The 16,357-nt window shown below is 68.7% G+C and carries 12 protein-coding genes and 2 tRNA genes; 10 read left to right on the top strand and 4 right to left on the bottom strand.

Annotation, left to right across the window (positions count from 1 at the left end; all coding sequences use genetic code 11):
- Nucleotides 1–14: 14 nt before the first annotated feature.
- Nucleotides 15–1,772 carry a vWA domain-containing protein gene (locus ACQHIV_RS18500; protein ID WP_427895928.1) on the bottom strand — a complete coding sequence of 586 codons (1,758 nt, stop codon included), beginning with the start codon at nt 1,770–1,772 and terminating at the stop codon, nt 15–17.
- Nucleotides 1,765–2,826 carry an ATP-binding protein gene (locus tag ACQHIV_RS18495; protein WP_427895927.1) on the bottom strand — a complete coding sequence of 354 codons (1,062 nt, stop codon included), beginning with the start codon at nt 2,824–2,826 and terminating at the stop codon, nt 1,765–1,767. The genes ACQHIV_RS18500 and ACQHIV_RS18495 overlap by 8 nt, the downstream gene beginning before the upstream one ends.
- A 136-nt stretch (nt 2,827–2,962) precedes the next feature.
- Between ACQHIV_RS18495 and ACQHIV_RS18490 the strand changes: the two genes are divergently transcribed.
- From ACQHIV_RS18490 to ACQHIV_RS18475, 4 genes are all read left to right on the top strand, one after another.
- Nucleotides 2,963–4,816, top strand: a complete 1,854-nt coding sequence (locus tag ACQHIV_RS18490; protein ID WP_427895926.1) for a hypothetical protein — start codon at nt 2,963–2,965, stop codon at nt 4,814–4,816.
- 233 nt (nt 4,817–5,049) lie between these two features.
- The gene (locus tag ACQHIV_RS18485; protein WP_427895925.1) at nt 5,050–6,225 is read left to right on the top strand and encodes a globin domain-containing protein; all 1,176 of its coding nucleotides are present in this window, start codon (nt 5,050–5,052) and stop codon (nt 6,223–6,225) included.
- Nucleotides 6,222–6,869, top strand: a complete 648-nt coding sequence (locus ACQHIV_RS18480) for a DivIVA domain-containing protein (protein ID WP_427895924.1) — start codon at nt 6,222–6,224, stop codon at nt 6,867–6,869. The genes ACQHIV_RS18485 and ACQHIV_RS18480 overlap by 4 nt, the downstream gene beginning before the upstream one ends.
- Before the next feature lie 20 nt (nt 6,870–6,889).
- A complete protein-coding gene (locus tag ACQHIV_RS18475) occupies nt 6,890–8,416 on the top strand; it encodes a nitric oxide synthase oxygenase (RefSeq protein ID WP_427895923.1) in 1,527 nt (508 codons plus the stop codon).
- Nucleotides 8,417–8,596: 180 nt separating this feature from the next.
- On the opposite strand, the gene ACQHIV_RS18470 is transcribed toward ACQHIV_RS18475, so the two are convergent.
- Nucleotides 8,597–8,667, bottom strand: a tRNA-Gly gene (locus tag ACQHIV_RS18470).
- A 109-nt stretch (nt 8,668–8,776) separates the two neighbouring features.
- Between ACQHIV_RS18470 and ACQHIV_RS18465 the strand changes: the two genes are divergently transcribed.
- The 6 genes from ACQHIV_RS18465 to ACQHIV_RS18440 all read left to right on the top strand — a co-directional run bounded on the left by ACQHIV_RS18465 (nt 8,777) and on the right by ACQHIV_RS18440 (nt 15,113).
- Nucleotides 8,777–8,849, top strand: a tRNA-Pro gene (locus ACQHIV_RS18465).
- Nucleotides 8,850–8,927: 78 nt separating this feature from the next.
- A complete protein-coding gene (tig, locus tag ACQHIV_RS18460; protein ID WP_427895922.1) occupies nt 8,928–10,325 on the top strand; it encodes a trigger factor in 1,398 nt (465 codons plus the stop codon).
- Nucleotides 10,326–10,695: 370 nt separating this feature from the next.
- A complete protein-coding gene (locus ACQHIV_RS18455) occupies nt 10,696–11,319 on the top strand; it encodes a ClpP family protease (RefSeq protein WP_133780849.1) in 624 nt (207 codons plus the stop codon).
- 29 nt (nt 11,320–11,348) lie between these two features.
- Entirely contained in the window at nt 11,349–11,960 is a 612-nt protein-coding gene (locus tag ACQHIV_RS18450) for an ATP-dependent Clp protease proteolytic subunit (protein ID WP_427895921.1), read from the top strand.
- Nucleotides 11,961–12,117: 157 nt separating this feature from the next.
- Entirely contained in the window at nt 12,118–13,416 is a 1,299-nt protein-coding gene (gene clpX / locus ACQHIV_RS18445) for an ATP-dependent Clp protease ATP-binding subunit ClpX (RefSeq protein ID WP_131459346.1), read from the top strand.
- A 101-nt stretch (nt 13,417–13,517) separates the two neighbouring features.
- Nucleotides 13,518–15,113: an alpha/beta hydrolase gene (locus ACQHIV_RS18440; RefSeq protein WP_427895920.1), complete on the top strand. Its 1,596-nt coding sequence runs from the start codon at nt 13,518–13,520 to the stop codon at nt 15,111–15,113.
- Here the strand turns inward: ACQHIV_RS18440 and ACQHIV_RS18435 are convergent.
- On the bottom strand, nt 15,076–16,356 hold the full coding sequence (locus ACQHIV_RS18435) for an aspartate aminotransferase family protein (protein WP_427895919.1): 1,281 nt from the start codon (nt 16,354–16,356) through the stop codon (nt 15,076–15,078). The genes ACQHIV_RS18440 and ACQHIV_RS18435 overlap by 38 nt on opposite strands.
- Between the last annotated feature and the right edge of the window lies 1 nt (nt 16,357).

Here is a 16,357-nt window from a genome sequence, read left to right as displayed (position 1 = left end):
GCAGCAGAGCGGTTTCACTCCACGCGAAACACAGGACCCCTTGCGGTGAACGGCAGCGATGCACCACGCGGGATCAGCCACGCGTGCTCCCGCCGTACGCGAACCACATCGCATTGCCCGTCCGTGATCAGCAGGATCGGCCCGTGCGCCGGGAAGTCGTCCGCGCGCTCCAGGAGGTCCACTCCGGGCTGCAGGACGGTCCCGCCGCGCCCGTGCACCTTCATACGGCCGGCAATGTCGTCCACGGGCACATAACCGGCGTCGTACGCCGCGGCGTCGCAGTAGACGACCCGCGCAGCCGGTACGTCGCGAGCCCGTGAGTACGACGCGATCGCCCCGAGGGCCTTGCCGAGCAGCTCACGGTTCATGGACCCGGACGTGTCGAGAACGACGCCGTACGTCGGGCGGCGCTCGAGCTCGAGTGGGCGGATCCAGCCGGGCCGCGGGATGTCCGGCGTACCGGACTGACGGCGGGAGGCTCGTGCGTACGTACGGCGCTTCTCGACGGCGGGGACGTGCTCCTCGAACCAGCGGGCCAGCTGTGCGTCCCAGGCGAGCGGTGGGTGGTCCAGCGCGCGGATCTCCTCCACCAGACCGGCAGGCAGCGTTCCGCGGCTGGGGTCGTGGTAGGCGAGGCCCGTGTTCAATGCGCGCCGGTAGATGTCGTCCAGCCCGGCTGCTCTGGCCGCTTCTCCGGCGTGCGGCAGCGGGTGGCCGAGTACGTCGCCCAGTCCGACGCCGCGCAGCGTCGCCAGCTTCCGGTAGCGGCGCAGGTCCGTGGTGATGCGGTCGTACACCTCTTCCGCGGACATGCCCTTCAGTTGTGGGTCGTGCAGCGCGCCGTCGGGCATGGTGCCGACGCCCATCTCGAGCAGCCAGCCGTTGATGACCAGGTCCGCGGCGACGTTCCACAGGTACGGGTCGCGGCCGCCGACCCGCTCGCCGTGTCGGAGCGCGGCGTGCAGCATCTCGTGCGCCATCACGAACCGCCACTCGTTCTGCGTGAGGTCGGTCAGCGGGTTCACGTAGATCTCGCCGGCGGTCGCGTTCACCGCGGCCACTTGGATGTCCCAGCCGCGGGCGAGCTCCGGCTCCGCGACGAGCGTCATGCTCGACGCGATTGCACCGAGCAACGGGTACGACGAGACGAACCAGCCGAGCGCCAGGTCCCACTTGTCGCGTCCTCCTCGGCCGAGAGACGACCGTGCACCACCAGCGACGTCAACGGCTGCCGCGGCCGCAGCGGAGAGGCCTGCTGCGAACAGCTCACCCCAGTTCGGTGGCTTGCCCCAGCCGTTCCAGCGGGCCGTGATGACGTCAGCTGCGTGCCCGGCGACACCCAGGCCGTCGTACTCGGGTGGTACGCCGGAACGCCGCCAGAGCCGAGCCAGGCGGTCCTCTTCGAGGCTGGGGAAGGTGGAAGGAAGCTCTACGACCGGGGTGCCCAGCTTGAGCGATTGCAGGTACCGGTTGACGGCTACGTCGCAGGCCGCGCTGGCTGCCTGGTCCGCTGTGGTGTGACTGAGCCCCAGGTGGATCAGCAGGTGCGCGAAGACCCACGTCCACTCCTGTGGGGTCGCCCGGCGCGTGCGGTGCGTGTGGATCTGCCCGTTCGAGTCGATGACCGCCCAGCCGTCGTCCGGGCAGGTGTCGTCGCGCTGCGGGGCGTACATGCGGTCGATCAACGGCGCGAACAGCGGATGCGTCGTCACCGTGGTCCAGCCGGCCTGGATAGCCTCCAGCGCCGGGTCCTGCTTCTTCCGCTTAGGCACGGGCCGCCACCAGACGCGGCAGGTCGCGGCTCACCTCGACCAGGAACCAGGTGGGCAGCACAGGGCGGCCGTCGTCGTCAGCAGCGATCACCAGCTGCGCAACCTCCAGCGAGATCTCGGCCAGCTCCACCAGCAGCGCCTTGCCACGGTGTGCGAGCTGCCGAGCGGCAGGGCTCGCAGAAGCCTTGTCTGCGGCCAGTTCCTTGACCAGCCGCGCACGGAAGGTTTCGGCCAGGAAGTACAGCAGGTCGCGGTCCTCGGGAGCAGCCGGCCACCCGGTCTCGCCCTTGAGTACGGCGTCCAGCCCGAACGCGTGCCGGACCGTCTTGACGTACGCGCGGAACGTGGACGCGTGCCCGGCGGACAAGGTGCCGAAGGCAAGCACCCGGAGCGTCTCGTCGGACACGTCCTCGCCGTACGAGTGCAGGGCGTCGGACAGCATGTGCCAGCTGCGCGGGGTGGAGAACGGCTCCTCGGTCTTCGGCGGCGCGGTCCACAGGTGGTCGGGGCGGTTCCGCAGGTACTCCAGCACCCACGGGTGGATGCCCGCCGTACCGGCCCACTCCAGCCAGTCGGTCGCGGAGGCGCGCAGGTGGACGTGGACCAGCCGGTTGACCAGTGCGCTCGCCATCGGGCGGGCCAGTGCGTTGTCGGTGGCGCGGTTGCCGGCGCCGATCACCACGGACCCCTCCGGCAGCTCGTACTCACCGATGCGGCGATCCAGGATCAGCGAGTAGAACGCCTTCTGGACCTCGGCGGAGGAGGCGTTCAGCTCGTCCAGGAACAGGCAGTACGGCTCGTCCCGGGCGATCGCCACCGGCGGCGCGAACCGGCTGCGGCCGTCGACGATCTGCGGTACGCCGATCAGGTCCTCCGGCGCGAGCTGGCTGCCCAGGAGCGTCACGCACTCCAGGCCGAGCGATTCCGCGAACGCCCGTACCAGGCTGCTCTTGCCGATGCCGGGTGCTCCCCAGAGGAACACCGGGCGGACCACTGCGACGTGCAACAGCACCTCTGGCAGTTCGGCTGCCGATACCGTGATTCCTGCCTGCATGCCTTCCCTTCGGTTGATGGCCAACGTTCCAGGATCCTCGGGAGGTCACGGGGTGTCACCTGGTTTTCGCGCGTCGCTTCCGTTACTGGCGGTTACTGGCTAGGGTGCGATGGCTTATCAGTGGCTGGGGGGTCCCGTGTTTCGTGCCAGAGCCGTTGCTGTCTGTTCCGTCGTACTGCTGCCGCTGACCGCGGTACAGGCGAGTGCTGCCGATCCTGTCGAGGCCGGGGTGCTGGTCCCTGGCCACACGGCGGCCGACGTGGGCCTGTCAGGCGCGCGGGTGGTCGTTTCGGACCCGTCCACGCATGCCGTGTACGAGACCAGCAACAACGGGACGTCGTGGACGGCGTCGGGCGGCACGTCCTCCGGTAAGGCGTTGCAGGTGGAGGGTGCTGCGCTGCTGACGTTCGACGGCAGTACGGCGAAGGTCGGCGGGCTCACGTTCCCCTCTACCGACGACGTGGTGCTCGGGAAGGGCGGTGTGCTCGTTTCACACCGTGCTGCGAGTGCCACGACGGCAGAGGTGTACGACGTTGCCGGCAAGACCAAGCTGGCCGACGTGGAGCCGCCGTTCGCGCTGTCCGGCAACACGGTGTGGAAGGTGACGTCGCCTGGGCATTTGGACGGCAAGAACCTGACCACTGGTGACGTGAAGACCGTTCTTGTTGCCAGTGCGTGCAGTGTGGGGCCTGGCGGCGTCAACGGGCGCTGGGCGGTGCTGAGCGGCTGCAGCCAGGTCGTCGACGTCAGCGGACCACAGCCGCCGCGGAACCTGACCGTTGCAGCGGATAGCCAGCTCGGCAACGGGTTCGCCGTACAGACGTCAGGGTCGAACCTGCTCGTCACGGACCTGAACGACCCGGAGCTAGGGCAGCGCAGTTACGGCCCGATCGGCCACAGCTTCCGGGTGGACGGGTCCGGGTTGGGCAAGCTCGTGTACGCCGACGCGTCGGACAACGTGCGGGTGGCCACGTTGGGGTGGCTGACCGCTGACCCGCAGCAGCACCCGGACACGGTGGCGCCAGTACTGACGTTCGCGTCCGCGGGCGACCGGGTGCGGGACAACACGAGCCTGTCGTTCGACTGGGCGTACGAGGACCCGCAGGACCCGAACTCTCCGGCGAGCGGGGTGCTGAGCTACGACGTACGGATCCAGCAGCGGCCGAGCCGGACCTCGCCGTACGGCGCCTGGAACGAGGTCCCGGCCTGGCAGGGGCTGAAGACGACTGCTGCGAGTTCAACGGCACCCATTGGCACGGATACGTGCTGGCAGGTGCGGGCTCGTGACTACGCGGGGAACGTGAGCGCTTGGAGTACGTCGTACTGCAGTGAAGTGGACGGTACGGCGCCTTCGCTGGTGACGTGGCGGATCGGGGACCGCGTCCAGCTGAGCGGGACGGCTACGGTGCGGTGGGCGTACAAGGACGACACCGACATCGCGTCGTACGACGTGGTCTACAAGACGGCGGCGACCGGCACCGCGTTGGGCAAGTGGATATACCCGGCCAACTGGCAGAACACCCGCATCACCGCGATCACCTGGGCACCCAGGCTCGGCTGGGACGAGTGCTTCATGGTGCGAGCCCGCGACTACCTGGGCAACCTGTCCGCCTGGTCCGCCCCCATCTGCTCGGTAGCACCCGAAGACGACCGCGCCCTGACCTCAGCCGGCACCGTGACCCGCACCACCAGCACCCTGGCCTTCCAAGGCACCACCACGATCCTCAAGGCCAACGGCGCCTACCTGACGAAGGCCACCGAGGCCGGGCAACGCATAGCGCTCGTGGCGATCCACGGTCCGGGTCAGGGGCGGGTCGACATCTACCACGCGAACATCAAGATCGGCACAGTCTCACTGTCATCGTCGACCACCAGCCGCGTCGTCACTTACTTGCCCACAACGGTTTTCCGCACCGGAGCGGTCAAAATCGTGTCCACCACGACAGCTCCGGCCGCGATCGACGGCATCGCCTTTCTGCGCGCGCCCTAGGCCCGGAAGAGAATTTCGGTACGTCCCGGTCCCGATCGCGGTTTGGTCACGGCCGGACGGGGGAAGACAGACGGAGTACTGAAAAAGGACTCGGGGACTGAACTGGGAGGGAACCCTTGTCACTGCAGTATCCGTCGGCCGGAAACGGCGACGACCGGCAGTCCGTGGTGCCCGTTGGCGGGCCGTGTTTTTCGACCGAGGAGCCGCCGCAGCGAGCCGGATAGCGAACCCCGATGGACTCCTACGCCCTGCAGCAGAGCTGGGACCGGGTGACGAAGCATGGAGAACAGGTAGCGCTGTACTTCTACTCGCACATCTTCGTGTCGAACCCCGAAGTGCGGTCGATGTTCCCGCTGCAGATGTCGAACCAGCGGGACAAGTTCGTCAGCGCACTCGGCCGGATCGTCAGCCACGCCGACCAGATCGAGAAGGACGCGGCCTTCGTCCAGCACCTCGGCCGTGACCACCGCAAGTACGCCGTCATCGCCGAGCACTACAACGCGGTCGGCGCCTCGCTCTGTGCGACCCTGAAACACTTCCTCGGCCCCGACTGGGACGAGGAGCTCGCCGCCGAATGGACGGCGGCCTATCAGGTGATCGCGCGGATGATGGTCGAGGCCGCGGAGGACTCCCAGGAGTCCACGCCGGACTGGTGGGACGCCGACGTGCTCTCGGTCGAACGGCGCACGATGGACCTCACGCTGCTCACGGTCCGGCCGCGGCGCGCGTACCACTTCCTGCCCGGCCAGTCGGTGTCCATGGAGATCCCGCAACGCCCACGGCTGTGGCGGTACTTCAGCCCTGCCAACGCACCTCGCGCGGATGGCTCGATCGACCTGCACGTCCAGCAGATCGACGGTGGCCAGGTGAGCCCGAGCGTGGTGCGGAAGCTCCAGCCCGGAGACGAGGTCAAGCTCGGTGCACCGGTCGGCGACCGGTTGACCCGGCGGAGCCAGGACCCGGGGGACCTGCTCATGGTCGCGGGCGGTACCGGCCTGGCCCCGCTGCTCGCCGTACTCGAGCAGATCGACAACGAGTGGACACGGACCCACACAGCGCCGCATGTCCAGTTGCTGCACGGCGTACGGATGCCCTGGCATCTCTACGAGCGCCCCCGGTTGCGTGAGCTCGCGCAGACGAGGCCCTGGTTCGACTACACCGAGGTCGTCTCGGCGGACGGTTCTTACCCCGGGACACGCGGCAAGGTCGGCACAGTCGCGGCCCGGCAGGACCTGTCCGGCCGTACGGCGATGGTGTGCGGCGGCCCGCAGATGGTCGCGCACACGCTCGAACGTCTTGCCGCTGCCGGGCTGCCGACCGAGTACATCAAGTACGAGAACTTCTACTACGCGGCCGCGGACGACCACACGGCCAACCCAGCCTTCACCAGGTCAGGAGACATCAAGTGACCAACACCAGCCGCCGCCACGGCTCTCGGCAGTACCAGACACCCGACCAGATCCGCGGCGAGCTGTTCGGCCGCAAGTGGCGCGGGCTCGACCCGCAGGAGGTCTTCGGGTACCTCGACGTACTGGCCGACCAGGTGCAGGACACGGCACGGGACCTCAGCACGAGTCGCGCCGAGAACGAGCGCCTCCAGGGCGAGCTGCGGCGGGCGCAGGGAGAGCTGCAGCGCGTGCAGGGTGAGCTGGACGAGTACGAGCAGGCCGGCGACAAGGTGAACGAGCAGATCGTCCAGCTGTTCAGCCAGGCGCAACTGGTGGCCGAGGAGATGGTCCAGGACGTCAGCCGGGACGCGCGGGAGCGGATCGGGCAGGCGCGGGCGCACGAGCGCCGGATCGTCGAGGAGGCGATGGACACCGCCGGCCAGCAGGTCCGTTCGTACGCGCAGTCGGCGCAGCTGCGGATGCAGTCGATCGTGGACTCGTTCGGCACCGAGATCGAGCGGATGGGCAGCGACACCGCGGCCGGCGGTGAGTCCGGGCGGCACCAGAAGGACGCGTGGTTCGACGACATGAGCGACTGGCAGCGCCGGCTGCGGAACGAGCGGGGCCCGGAGTTCCCGGGCCCCGAGTTCCCAGGCTCGGCGTGAGCGGTACGGACAGTGACGTCATGGCGTACAGCGAAGGGCACTGCCCTGCCCGCACGAACCTGACACCGTCCCGGCCCCGCAGAGCCGTTGCGCGACGGTTGCCCGCCGTACCGCTCGCGGTCCTCGGCCTGACGCTCGCCGGTGCGGCGTTGGGGCTGCTCGGGCTCGGCGGCGAGGTACCTGGCGGTGTCCCGGCCGCCGTACCGATCACACTCGGCCTCGCGATGCTCGTCGCGGCCGCGGGAGTCTGCGCGCACCACCTGGTGGCGGTGCGGGCCGGCGAGCAGTTGTTCCACCTGAGCGGATGGCGCGGCGCGCCCCGGCCGCGCCGGCGCGCGGCGGTACGTCGCCCACCGCGGGCGACGGCGGCACCGCGGCGTCCGGCGAACCGGCCCGAGGCGGAGCAGGTGCCCGCGCGGGTGGACACCGGGATGGTCCGGGCCGCGGCGAAGGAGTTCCTGGAGCTCTTCCACGGCGAGAACCCGGAGGCCGGGCCGCTCGGGCCGCGACTCGCCGCGGTGATGCGCGAGATCGACGCGACCGGGACGTACTGGCACACGTCCGAGGAGCTCGAGTTCGGGGCACGGGTCGCCTGGCGCAACAACAAGCGCTGCATCGGCAGGCTGTACTGGCGCAGTCTGCAGGTGCGCGACCTCCGCGGGGTGTCGGACGCCGGCGGGGTCGCCGGGCACTGCTTCGAGCACCTGTCCGCGGCGCACAACGGCGGGAAGATCCGGCCGATGATCACGGTGTTCGCACCGGAGACCCCGTCGCGGCCGGGACCCCGGATCTGGAACGAGCAGCTGATCCGGTACGCCGGGTACGACCAGCCGGACGGGCGTCCGCTCGGCGATCCGCGGTACCGCGCGTTCACCAGCGGGCTGATCCGGCGCGGCTGGCGACCGCCGGAGCAGCGCGGGGCGTTCGACGTACTGCCGCTGGTCGTGGAGACCGTCGAGGAGGGGCCGAAGCTGTTCCAGCTGCCCGCGCAGGCGGTGCACGAGGTCGAGCTGCGGCATCCCGAGCTGCCGTGGTTCGCGGACCTCGATCTGCGCTGGCACGCGGTGCCGGTGATCAGCAACAACCGCTTGGTGATCGGCGGGGTCTCCTATCCGGCGGCGCCGTTCAACGGGTGGTACATGGGCACCGAGATCGGCGCGCGCAACCTCGCCGACACCGACCGGTACGACCTGGTCCCGGAGGTCGCGGAGCGGATGGGTCTCGACACCTCACACGAGACCACCCTCTGGCGCGACCGCGCCCTGGTGGAGATCAACCGCGCGGTCCTGCACTCGTTCAACCTGAACGGCGTCACGGTCACCGACCACCACACCGAGTCCCGCCGCTTCCTCCTCCACCTCGAGAAGGAAGAACGCGCCGGCCGCACCTGCCCGGCCGACTGGAGCTGGATCGTCCCCCCGATGTCCGGCTCCCAGACCCCCGTCTTCCACCGCTACTACGACACCGAAACCAGAACCCCCGCCTTCACCACCGACCCCGACTCCACCACCAGAGCCCTCCAAGCCGACCCCCCAGCCTTCACCTAGACACCCCACCCCAAGCCGCCGAGCGTCCCGGCCAACCTGGCCCAAGCCGCCGAGCGGAGCGAAGGCGTCAGGGGGTGCGGGTGGCGGAGCCCCCGCCTGCGCCGAGCGGAGCGACGGCGCACAAAAGAAGAGGGCGAGGCAAGCCTGCGCTTTCCGCAGGCATGCCTCGCCGCTCGCCCGAGCGGGTGACGAGAATCGAACTCGCGTAATCAGTTTGGAAGACTGAGGCTCTACCATTGAGCTACACCCGCATGGTGCTCGGACATGATTCCACATGCACCCGGGTGGACTCAAAACGGTATTGAGGGGGCCCGGTGGCGCGAGCACTGGTTCGGGTCGACTAGACTCGTGCGGTCACTGCGGGGCGTAGCGTAGTGGCTAGCGCGCCTGCTTTGGGAGCAGGAGACCGCAGGTTCGAGTCCTGTCGCCCCGACAAACCCCGTGCAGTACCGGCTGTGGCGTCGGCTGTCCGGCGTCGCAACATGTCACCGAATCAAGGAGAACCGCCACCGTGAAGAGCACCGTCGAGTCCTTGAGCCCGACCAAGGTCAAGCTCATCGTCGAGGTGCCGTTCGAGGAGCTCAAGCCGAGCCTCGACGCGGCGTACAAGAGCATCGGCCAGCAGATCGTGGTGCCGGGCTTCCGCAAGGGCAAGATCCCGCCGCAGGTCATCGACCAGCGCGTCGGCCGCGGCCCGGTGCTGGAGGAGGCGATCAACGACGCGCTCCCGAAGCTGTACTCGCAGGCGGTGAGTGACAACCAGGTCAAGGCGATCGGCCGGCCCGAGGTCGACGTGACCGACTTCAACGACAAGGAGAGCCTGCAGTTCTCCGCCGAGGTCGAGGTGCGCCCGGAGATCACGCTGCCGGACCTGGAGGGTCTGGAGGCGCAGGTCGAGGACATCGCGATCTCCGACGACGAGGTCACCGAGCAGATCGAGTCGCTGCGGCAGCGCTTCGGCTCGCTGAACCCGGTCGAGCGCGCGACCGCGGACAACGACTTCATCACGATCGACCTGTCGGCCAGCAAGGACGGCGAGAAGGTCGAGGAGGCGCAGGCCACCGGGCTGTCGTACCAGGTCGGCTCCGGCCAGCTGCTGGACGGCCTGGACGAGGCCGTCATCGGCCTGAGCGCCGGCGAGAAGAAGACCTTCGTCACCCAGCTCGTGGGCGGCTCGCTGAAGGGCGAGGACGTCGACGTCGAGGTGACGGTGACCGCGGTCAAGGAGCAGGAGCTCCCGGAGTTCGACGACGAGTTCGCGCAGACCGCGTCGGAGTTCGACACCGCGGACGAGCTGAAGGCCGACGTACAGACCCGGCTGGAGCGCGGCAAGCGCCTCGAGCAGGCCGGCGAGGCCCGGGACGCGGTGCTGGAGAAGATCCTGACGCTGGTCGACGTGCCGGTCCCCGAGGGCCTGCTGACCGACGAGCTGGCCGCCCGCAAGGAGAACCTGGAGCAGCAGCTCGGGTACTCCGGGATGACCATGGAGCAGTTCCTCGAGGGTGAGGAGCAGACCCAGGAAGAGTTCGACGAGGACGCGAAGAAGCGCTCCGAGGACGCGATCAAGGCGCAGTTCGTGCTGGACCTGGTGGCCGAGCAGCAGGAGCTGAGCGTCAACGACCAGGAGCTGACCGAGCACATCGTCCGGCACGCGCAGCGTTCCGGCGTCAGCCCGGACCAGTTCGCGCAGCACGCGGTCGAGAACAACCTGGTCCCGAGCCTGGTGTCCGAGGTCGTCCGCGGCAAGGCGCTGGCGTACCTGGTGGAGAACGCCAAGGTCACCGACGCCTCCGGCAACACGGTCGAGCTGAAGACCCTGCAGCCCGACGGCACGTACGCCGACCCGGAGGCCGCCGAGGCTGCTGAGTCCGACGCGCCGGCCGACGAGCCGGAGCCGGCCAAGGCCTGAGCAAGCCCGCCGATACGGCCCGGGAACCCCACGCGGGGTACCCGGGCCGTTCGCATCTCGTCGGACGATCGCGAACCGACCGCAAGGAAACTGTCGGTTCGACCGCCTAGCGTGGCTGGTGAAACGATTTCCGACGGGAGGGACCGGGGGTGGCCGCGCTGCTGCAGGAGCCTGAGGTACGACGGGACGCCGACGCGCCGGAGCTCCGCGAAGTACCTGACGAGGCAACCGTCGAGGAGTCCGGCTCCGTCGTCCTCTGTGGCTGGTGAAATCTTCCGGGATTCGCTGACAGCAGACGAGCGGTGCGCCGTGAGCGAACACCTCCGGCCCAGCCTTAGGTCTGTCGCCGCGGACCAGTAATGTCGGGTTCGTGAACGAGACATTTGCAGCCAGCCCCACCGCCGCGGGCGGCAACGGATCCGGCGGACAAGACGACGACATCTACCGCGAGCTGCGGAAGAACCGGATCATCTTCCTGGGGTCCGAGGTTCGCGACGACAACTCGAACGCGATCATCGCGCAGATGCTCCTGCTGAACGCGCAGGACCCGAACGCGGACATCTGGCTGTACATCAACTCGCCGGGTGGCTCGGTGGACTCCGGCATGGCGATCTACGACACCATGCAGTGGATCTCCAACGACGTCGCCACGGTCGGCATGGGCCTGGCCGCCTCGATGGGCCAGTTCCTGCTCTGCGCCGGCGCGAAGAACAAGCGGTTCGCGCTGCCGCACACGCGGGTCATGATGCACCAGCCGTCCGGCGGCATGGGCGGTACGGCCTCGGACATCAAGATCCAGGCCGAGCAGTCGCTGCACCTGAAGGCGCTGCTGTTCCGGCTGATCTCCGAGCACACCAACCAGCCGCTCGAGCAGGTCGAGAACGACGCCGACCGGGACCGCTGGTTCACCGCCGACCAGGCGAAGGAGTACGGCTTCATCGACCACGTGGTCACCAGCGCCGCCCAGCTCAGCCAGGGCAGCCCGAACTCCTGATCTCCCACTCCGTCAGTTAAGGACGCACCATGAACTACTTCATCCCGCAGTGGGAGGAGCGCACGTCGTACGGCATGCGCCGGATCGACCCGTACACGAAGCTGTTCGAGGACCGCATCATCTTCCTCGGTACGCCGATCACCGACGAGATCGCGAACGCCGTGATGGCGCAGCTGCTCTGCCTGCAGTCGATGGACTCCGACCGCGACATCAGCATCTACATCAACTCCCCGGGCGGCTCGTTCACCGCGCTGACCGCGATCTACGACACCGTCCGCTACATCAAGCCGGACGTCCAGACGGTCTGCCTCGGCCAGGCGGCCTCCGCCGCGGCGGTGCTGCTCGCGGCCGGTACGCCGGGCAAGCGGCTGGCGCTGCCGAACAGCCGGATCATCATCCACCAGCCGGCCACCGAGGGCACCTACGGCCAGTCGAGCGACATCGAGATCCAGGCCAACGAGATCCTCCGGCTGCGCGCGCTGCTGGAGACGATGCTCGCCGACGCCAGCGGCAAGTCCCGCGAGGACGTGTCCCGCGACATCGAGCGGGACAAGTTCCTGACCGCCGAGCAGGCGATCGAGTACGGCCTGATCGACGACGTCCTGCAGAGCCTGAAGACCCCGGTCCCGGCCGGCGTCTGAACGGGTTCGAAACTGGCTCGGCCGGTCCGACCGGCTGTCAAGAGCCTGACGCGTTCGCCACCGGCGTAGTCACAACCCGGTGGCGGGCGCGGTTTTTCGGCCCCGTACGGGGTACCGTCGAATTCGGTCCGACTGCGCATAGAAGGGATCTCCACCGGTGGCACGCATTGGTGACGGCGGCGACCTGCTCAAGTGCTCGTTCTGCGGCAAGAGTCAGAAGCAGGTCAAGAAGCTCATCGCCGGTCCCGGCGTTTACATCTGCGACGAATGCATCGATCTCTGCAACGAGATCATCGAGGAGGAGCTGAACGAGGGCTCCGAGGTCGGTCTCACCGAGCTCCCGAAGCCGCGGGAGATCTACGACTTCCTCAACGCGTACGTCGTCGGCCAGGACGTGGCCAAGAAGGCACTCGCGGTGGCGGTCTACAACCACTACAAGCGGGTCCGCGACGGTCAGGGCGCGTCCAGCGCCGGCCGGCACGCGAAGGACGAGGCCGTCGAGCTGGCCAAGTCGAACATCCTGCTGATCGGCCCGACGGGCTGCGGCAAGACGTACCTCGCGCAGACCCTGGCCCGGATGCTGAACGTCCCGTTCGCGATCGCGGACGCGACCGCGCTGACCGAGGCCGGGTACGTCGGCGAGGACGTCGAGAACATCCTGCTGAAGCTGATCCAGGCGGCCGACTACGACGTCAAGAAGGCCGAGACCGGGATCATCTACATCGACGAGGTCGACAAGATCGCCCGCAAGAGCGAGAACCCGTCGATCACCCGGGACGTCTCCGGCGAGGGTGTGCAGCAGGCGCTGCTGAAGATCCTGGAGGGGACGACCGCGAGCGTTCCCCCGCAGGGCGGCCGCAAGCACCCGCACCAGGAGTTCATCCAGATCGACACCACGAACGTGTTGTTCATCGTCGGCGGCGCGTTCGCCGGGCTGGACCACATGGTCGAGCAGCGGGTCGGCAAGAAGACCCTCGGCTTCAACACCAGCCGTGAGCCGGAGAAGCCGAAGGAGCTCGGCGGGTACGCCGACGTGATGCCGGAGGACCTGCTGAAGTTCGGGCTGATCCCGGAGTTCATTGGCCGCCTCCCGGTGATCACCACGGTGTCGCCGCTGGACCGCGAGGCCCTGATCAAGATCCTCTCCGAGCCGAAGAACGCGCTGGTCAAGCAGTACCGGCGGCTGTTCGAGATCGACAACGTCGAGCTGGAGTTCAGCGACGACGCGGTCGAGGCGATCGCCGACCAGGCGCTGCTCCGCGGCACCGGCGCGCGCGGTCTGCGGGCGATCATGGAAGAGGTCCTGCTGAACGTGATGTACGAGGTGCCGAGCCGCGAGGACGTCGCGAAGGTGGTCGTCACCGGCGAGGTCGTGCTGGAGAACGTCAACCCGACGCTGATCCCGCGCGACCAGATCGAGCGCACCAAGCGCGACCGCCGCGAGAAGAGCGCCTAGGTCAGTCCGCAGAGGGAGGCCGGGTCCGCCGTACGGCGGGTGCCCGGCCTCCTTCTCGTGGTGGACGCGGCGGGAGGAAACGCGCGCCTACGGTCGGTGACATGACGCCCAGAAGAATCCTTCGAAGACTGTCTGTCGCGGGTGTGGCCCTGGTGCTGCTGACGCCGATGACCACGGCCGTCGCGCAGGCGAGATCCGTCGTACCGAAGATCGTGTGGGGGAGCTGCGGGAGCGATCCGAAGCTGAAGCCGTTCCAGTGCGCGAGTGTCGAGGTCCCGACCGACTACGACAACCCGTACGGAGCGACCACCACGATCGCGCTGACCCGGCTGCCGGCCACCGACCCGGCGCACCGGATCGGCACGCTGTTCACGAATCCTGGCGGCCCAGGCGGTCCCGGGGTCCTGTTCCTCCACCAGGACGGGCTGCGGATCTACACCCCGGAGGTCCGCGCGAGGTTCGACATCCTCGGCTTCGACCCGCGCGGTGTCGGCGGCTCCGATCCGGCGACCTGCTACCCGACGAAGGCCGACGAGACCAAGGCGTTGGCCGACGTCCCGCCGTTCCCGGTCGGGGCGAAACAGGAGCGCCAGTTCATCCTCGACGGCGCGAAGCTCGCGATCCACTGCCGTACGACGTCCCCGGACCGGATGGCGCACTACTCGACCGCGAACGTCGCGCGGGACATGGACCTGCTCCGCCAGGCGGTCGGCGACGACAAGCTGTCGTACGTCGGCTACTCGTACGGCACGTACCTCGGCGCGACGTACGCCAAGCTGTTCCCGACCAAGGTCCGCGCGCTGGTCCTCGACGGCACGCTGCTGCCGCAGTGGTACTCGGGCTCGGACGGCGACAAGTCCCCGGTCGGCGTCCGGATGCGCCAGGGCGAGGGCGCGTACGACACGTACGAACAGTTCCTTGCCGAGTGCAAGACGGCCGGCGCGAATTGCTCGCTGAACCGCCTCGGTGACCCGAAGACGGTCGTCGAGGGCGCACTGGAGCGGTTGAAGACGCACCCGGTCGACTTCGCGCTGCCGGACGGCTCGACGGTGAAGATGACGTACGCCCTCGCGGTGGCGGTCACGTTCTCGAGCCTGTACGACCCCAACGGCTTCCCGGCCCTCGCCGACATGTGGGTCCAGTTGGCGGCTACGAACCGCGCGCTCGCAACGGTCAAGGCGCCGCAGGCGATCGTCGAGTGGAACCGTCGCAAGGAGGACTACACCTCGATCGGCACCGTCCTGCAGCCGTGTGTCGAGGCGAGGCAGTCCGGCCGGCCGTTGGCCTACCCGGCGTACGCCGCGGCCGCGGACAAGCGGGCGCCGCACTTCGGGGCGTACCGCGCGTGGATCGGCATCCAGTGTGAGTTCCTCGGCATCCGCGACCAGGACGCGTTCCTCGGCCCGTGGCAGAACAAGGTGAAGCAGCCCGTCCTGGTCTTCGGCACCCGCCACGACCCGGCGACGCCGTACGAAGCCACCAGGCCGTACGCCGATCTGTACCCGGATGCGCGCATGGTCACTGTCGAGGGCTGGGGCCACACCACGATCGGTAAGAGCGCCTGCGCCGACAAGCTCACCACGCAGTACCTGACCGAGCTGAAGGCCCCCGCGGACGGTACGACGTGCAACCAGGACCGGAAGCCGTTCGACCCGGTGCCTACAGGGCAGCGAGCACCGAGTCTGCTGCCGCAATAGTCTCGTCGACCTGGGCCGCGGTGTGCTCGGTGGACAGGAACCACAGCCCACGCGGGACGATGTTGATCCCGGCAGCGAACAGCCCCGCGTGGAACCGAGCCATCGCCGCCCGGTCGCACGCGGCGAACGAGCGGTAGTCGGTGACCTCGGCCTGGTCCGTGACGTACGTCTGGAAGACCGGGCCGGGGCCGTCGACCAGCAGCGGTACGCCGTGCCGCGCGGCCGCGGAACGCAGTCCGTCCATCAGCCGGAGGCCAATCGCGTTCAGCGGCGGGTAGACCGCGGCACGCTGCTCGTCGAGGTGCCGCAGTACGGCGTCGGCCGCCGCCATCGCGACCGGGTGCGAGTTGAACGTGCCGGCGTGCGCGACCTTGCCGTCGGCGATCGTGGTCATCACCTCGCGGGATCCCACCAGCGCCGACACCTGCATGCCGCCGGCCATCGCCTTTCCGAAGGCGGCCAGATCGGGTACGACGTTCAGCAGTTCGCCGGCGCCGCCCGGGGCGATCCGGAAGCCGGTGATGATCTCGTCGAAGATCAGCAGCGCACCGTGCTGCCGGGTCAATTCGCGCAGTCCTGCGAGGTATCCGGGTGCCGGCGTGATGCAGCCCGTGTTGCAGAGCAGTGGTTCGAGGATGACGGCGGCGATGTCGTCGGCCATGACCTCTTCGACGGCCTGAAGATCGTTGTAGGGCAGGACGATCAGGTCGTCGGCGTCGTGCCGCGGCTGGCCCGCCGTACCGCCGACCGCGGTCGGGTGTCGCGCGTCACCGGCCAGCGCGAGGTCCGGGTGCACGCTGTACAGCACCGGATCGAGCCAGCCGTGGTAGTTGCCCTCGAACTTGACGATCTTCGGCCGCCCGGTGTGTCCGCGGGCCAGCCGGATCGCGCCGTGCACAGCCTCGGACCCAACGCTGTTGAAGCGCACCAGTTCTGCCGCCGGGACCATGCTGCAGAGGCGTTCGGCAACCTGTGCTTCCAGTTCGTGCTGTGCGGCGTAGGCGACGCCACGGCATACCTGTGCAGACACTGCGTCGGCTACGAGCGGGGCGGCGTGTCCTAGCAGGTTTGGACCCTGGCCGAGCACGTAGTCGACGTACCGGTTGCCGTCCACGTCCCACAGCTCCGCACCGCTCGCGTGGTCCACGAACAGCGGGCGCTCTGCGCGGCGGGCGTCGCTGGAGACTCCTCCCGCGAGCACCTGCTTGGCACGGGCGTACAGCTGGTCGGCCTGGGTGTGCACA

This window comes from Kribbella polygonati (assembly GCF_050320105.1).
GTDB lineage: Bacteria > Actinomycetota > Actinomycetes > Propionibacteriales > Kribbellaceae > Kribbella.
The sequence above is the reverse complement of the archived record's forward strand: the minus strand, read 5'-3'. Positions and strand labels throughout refer to the sequence as shown.

Coding starts and splice junctions, on each gene's coding strand:
- ACQHIV_RS18495 (WP_427895927.1), bottom strand. CDS start 2,826: ATGCAGGCAGGAATCACGGTATCGGCAGCCGAACTGCCAGAGGTGCTG.
- ACQHIV_RS18485 (WP_427895925.1), top strand. CDS start 5,050: ATGGACTCCTACGCCCTGCAGCAGAGCTGGGACCGGGTGACGAAGCAT.
- ACQHIV_RS18475 (WP_427895923.1), top strand. CDS start 6,890: ATGGCGTACAGCGAAGGGCACTGCCCTGCCCGCACGAACCTGACACCG.
- ACQHIV_RS18450 (WP_427895921.1), top strand. CDS start 11,349: ATGAACTACTTCATCCCGCAGTGGGAGGAGCGCACGTCGTACGGCATG.
- ACQHIV_RS18440 (WP_427895920.1), top strand. CDS start 13,518: ATGACGCCCAGAAGAATCCTTCGAAGACTGTCTGTCGCGGGTGTGGCC.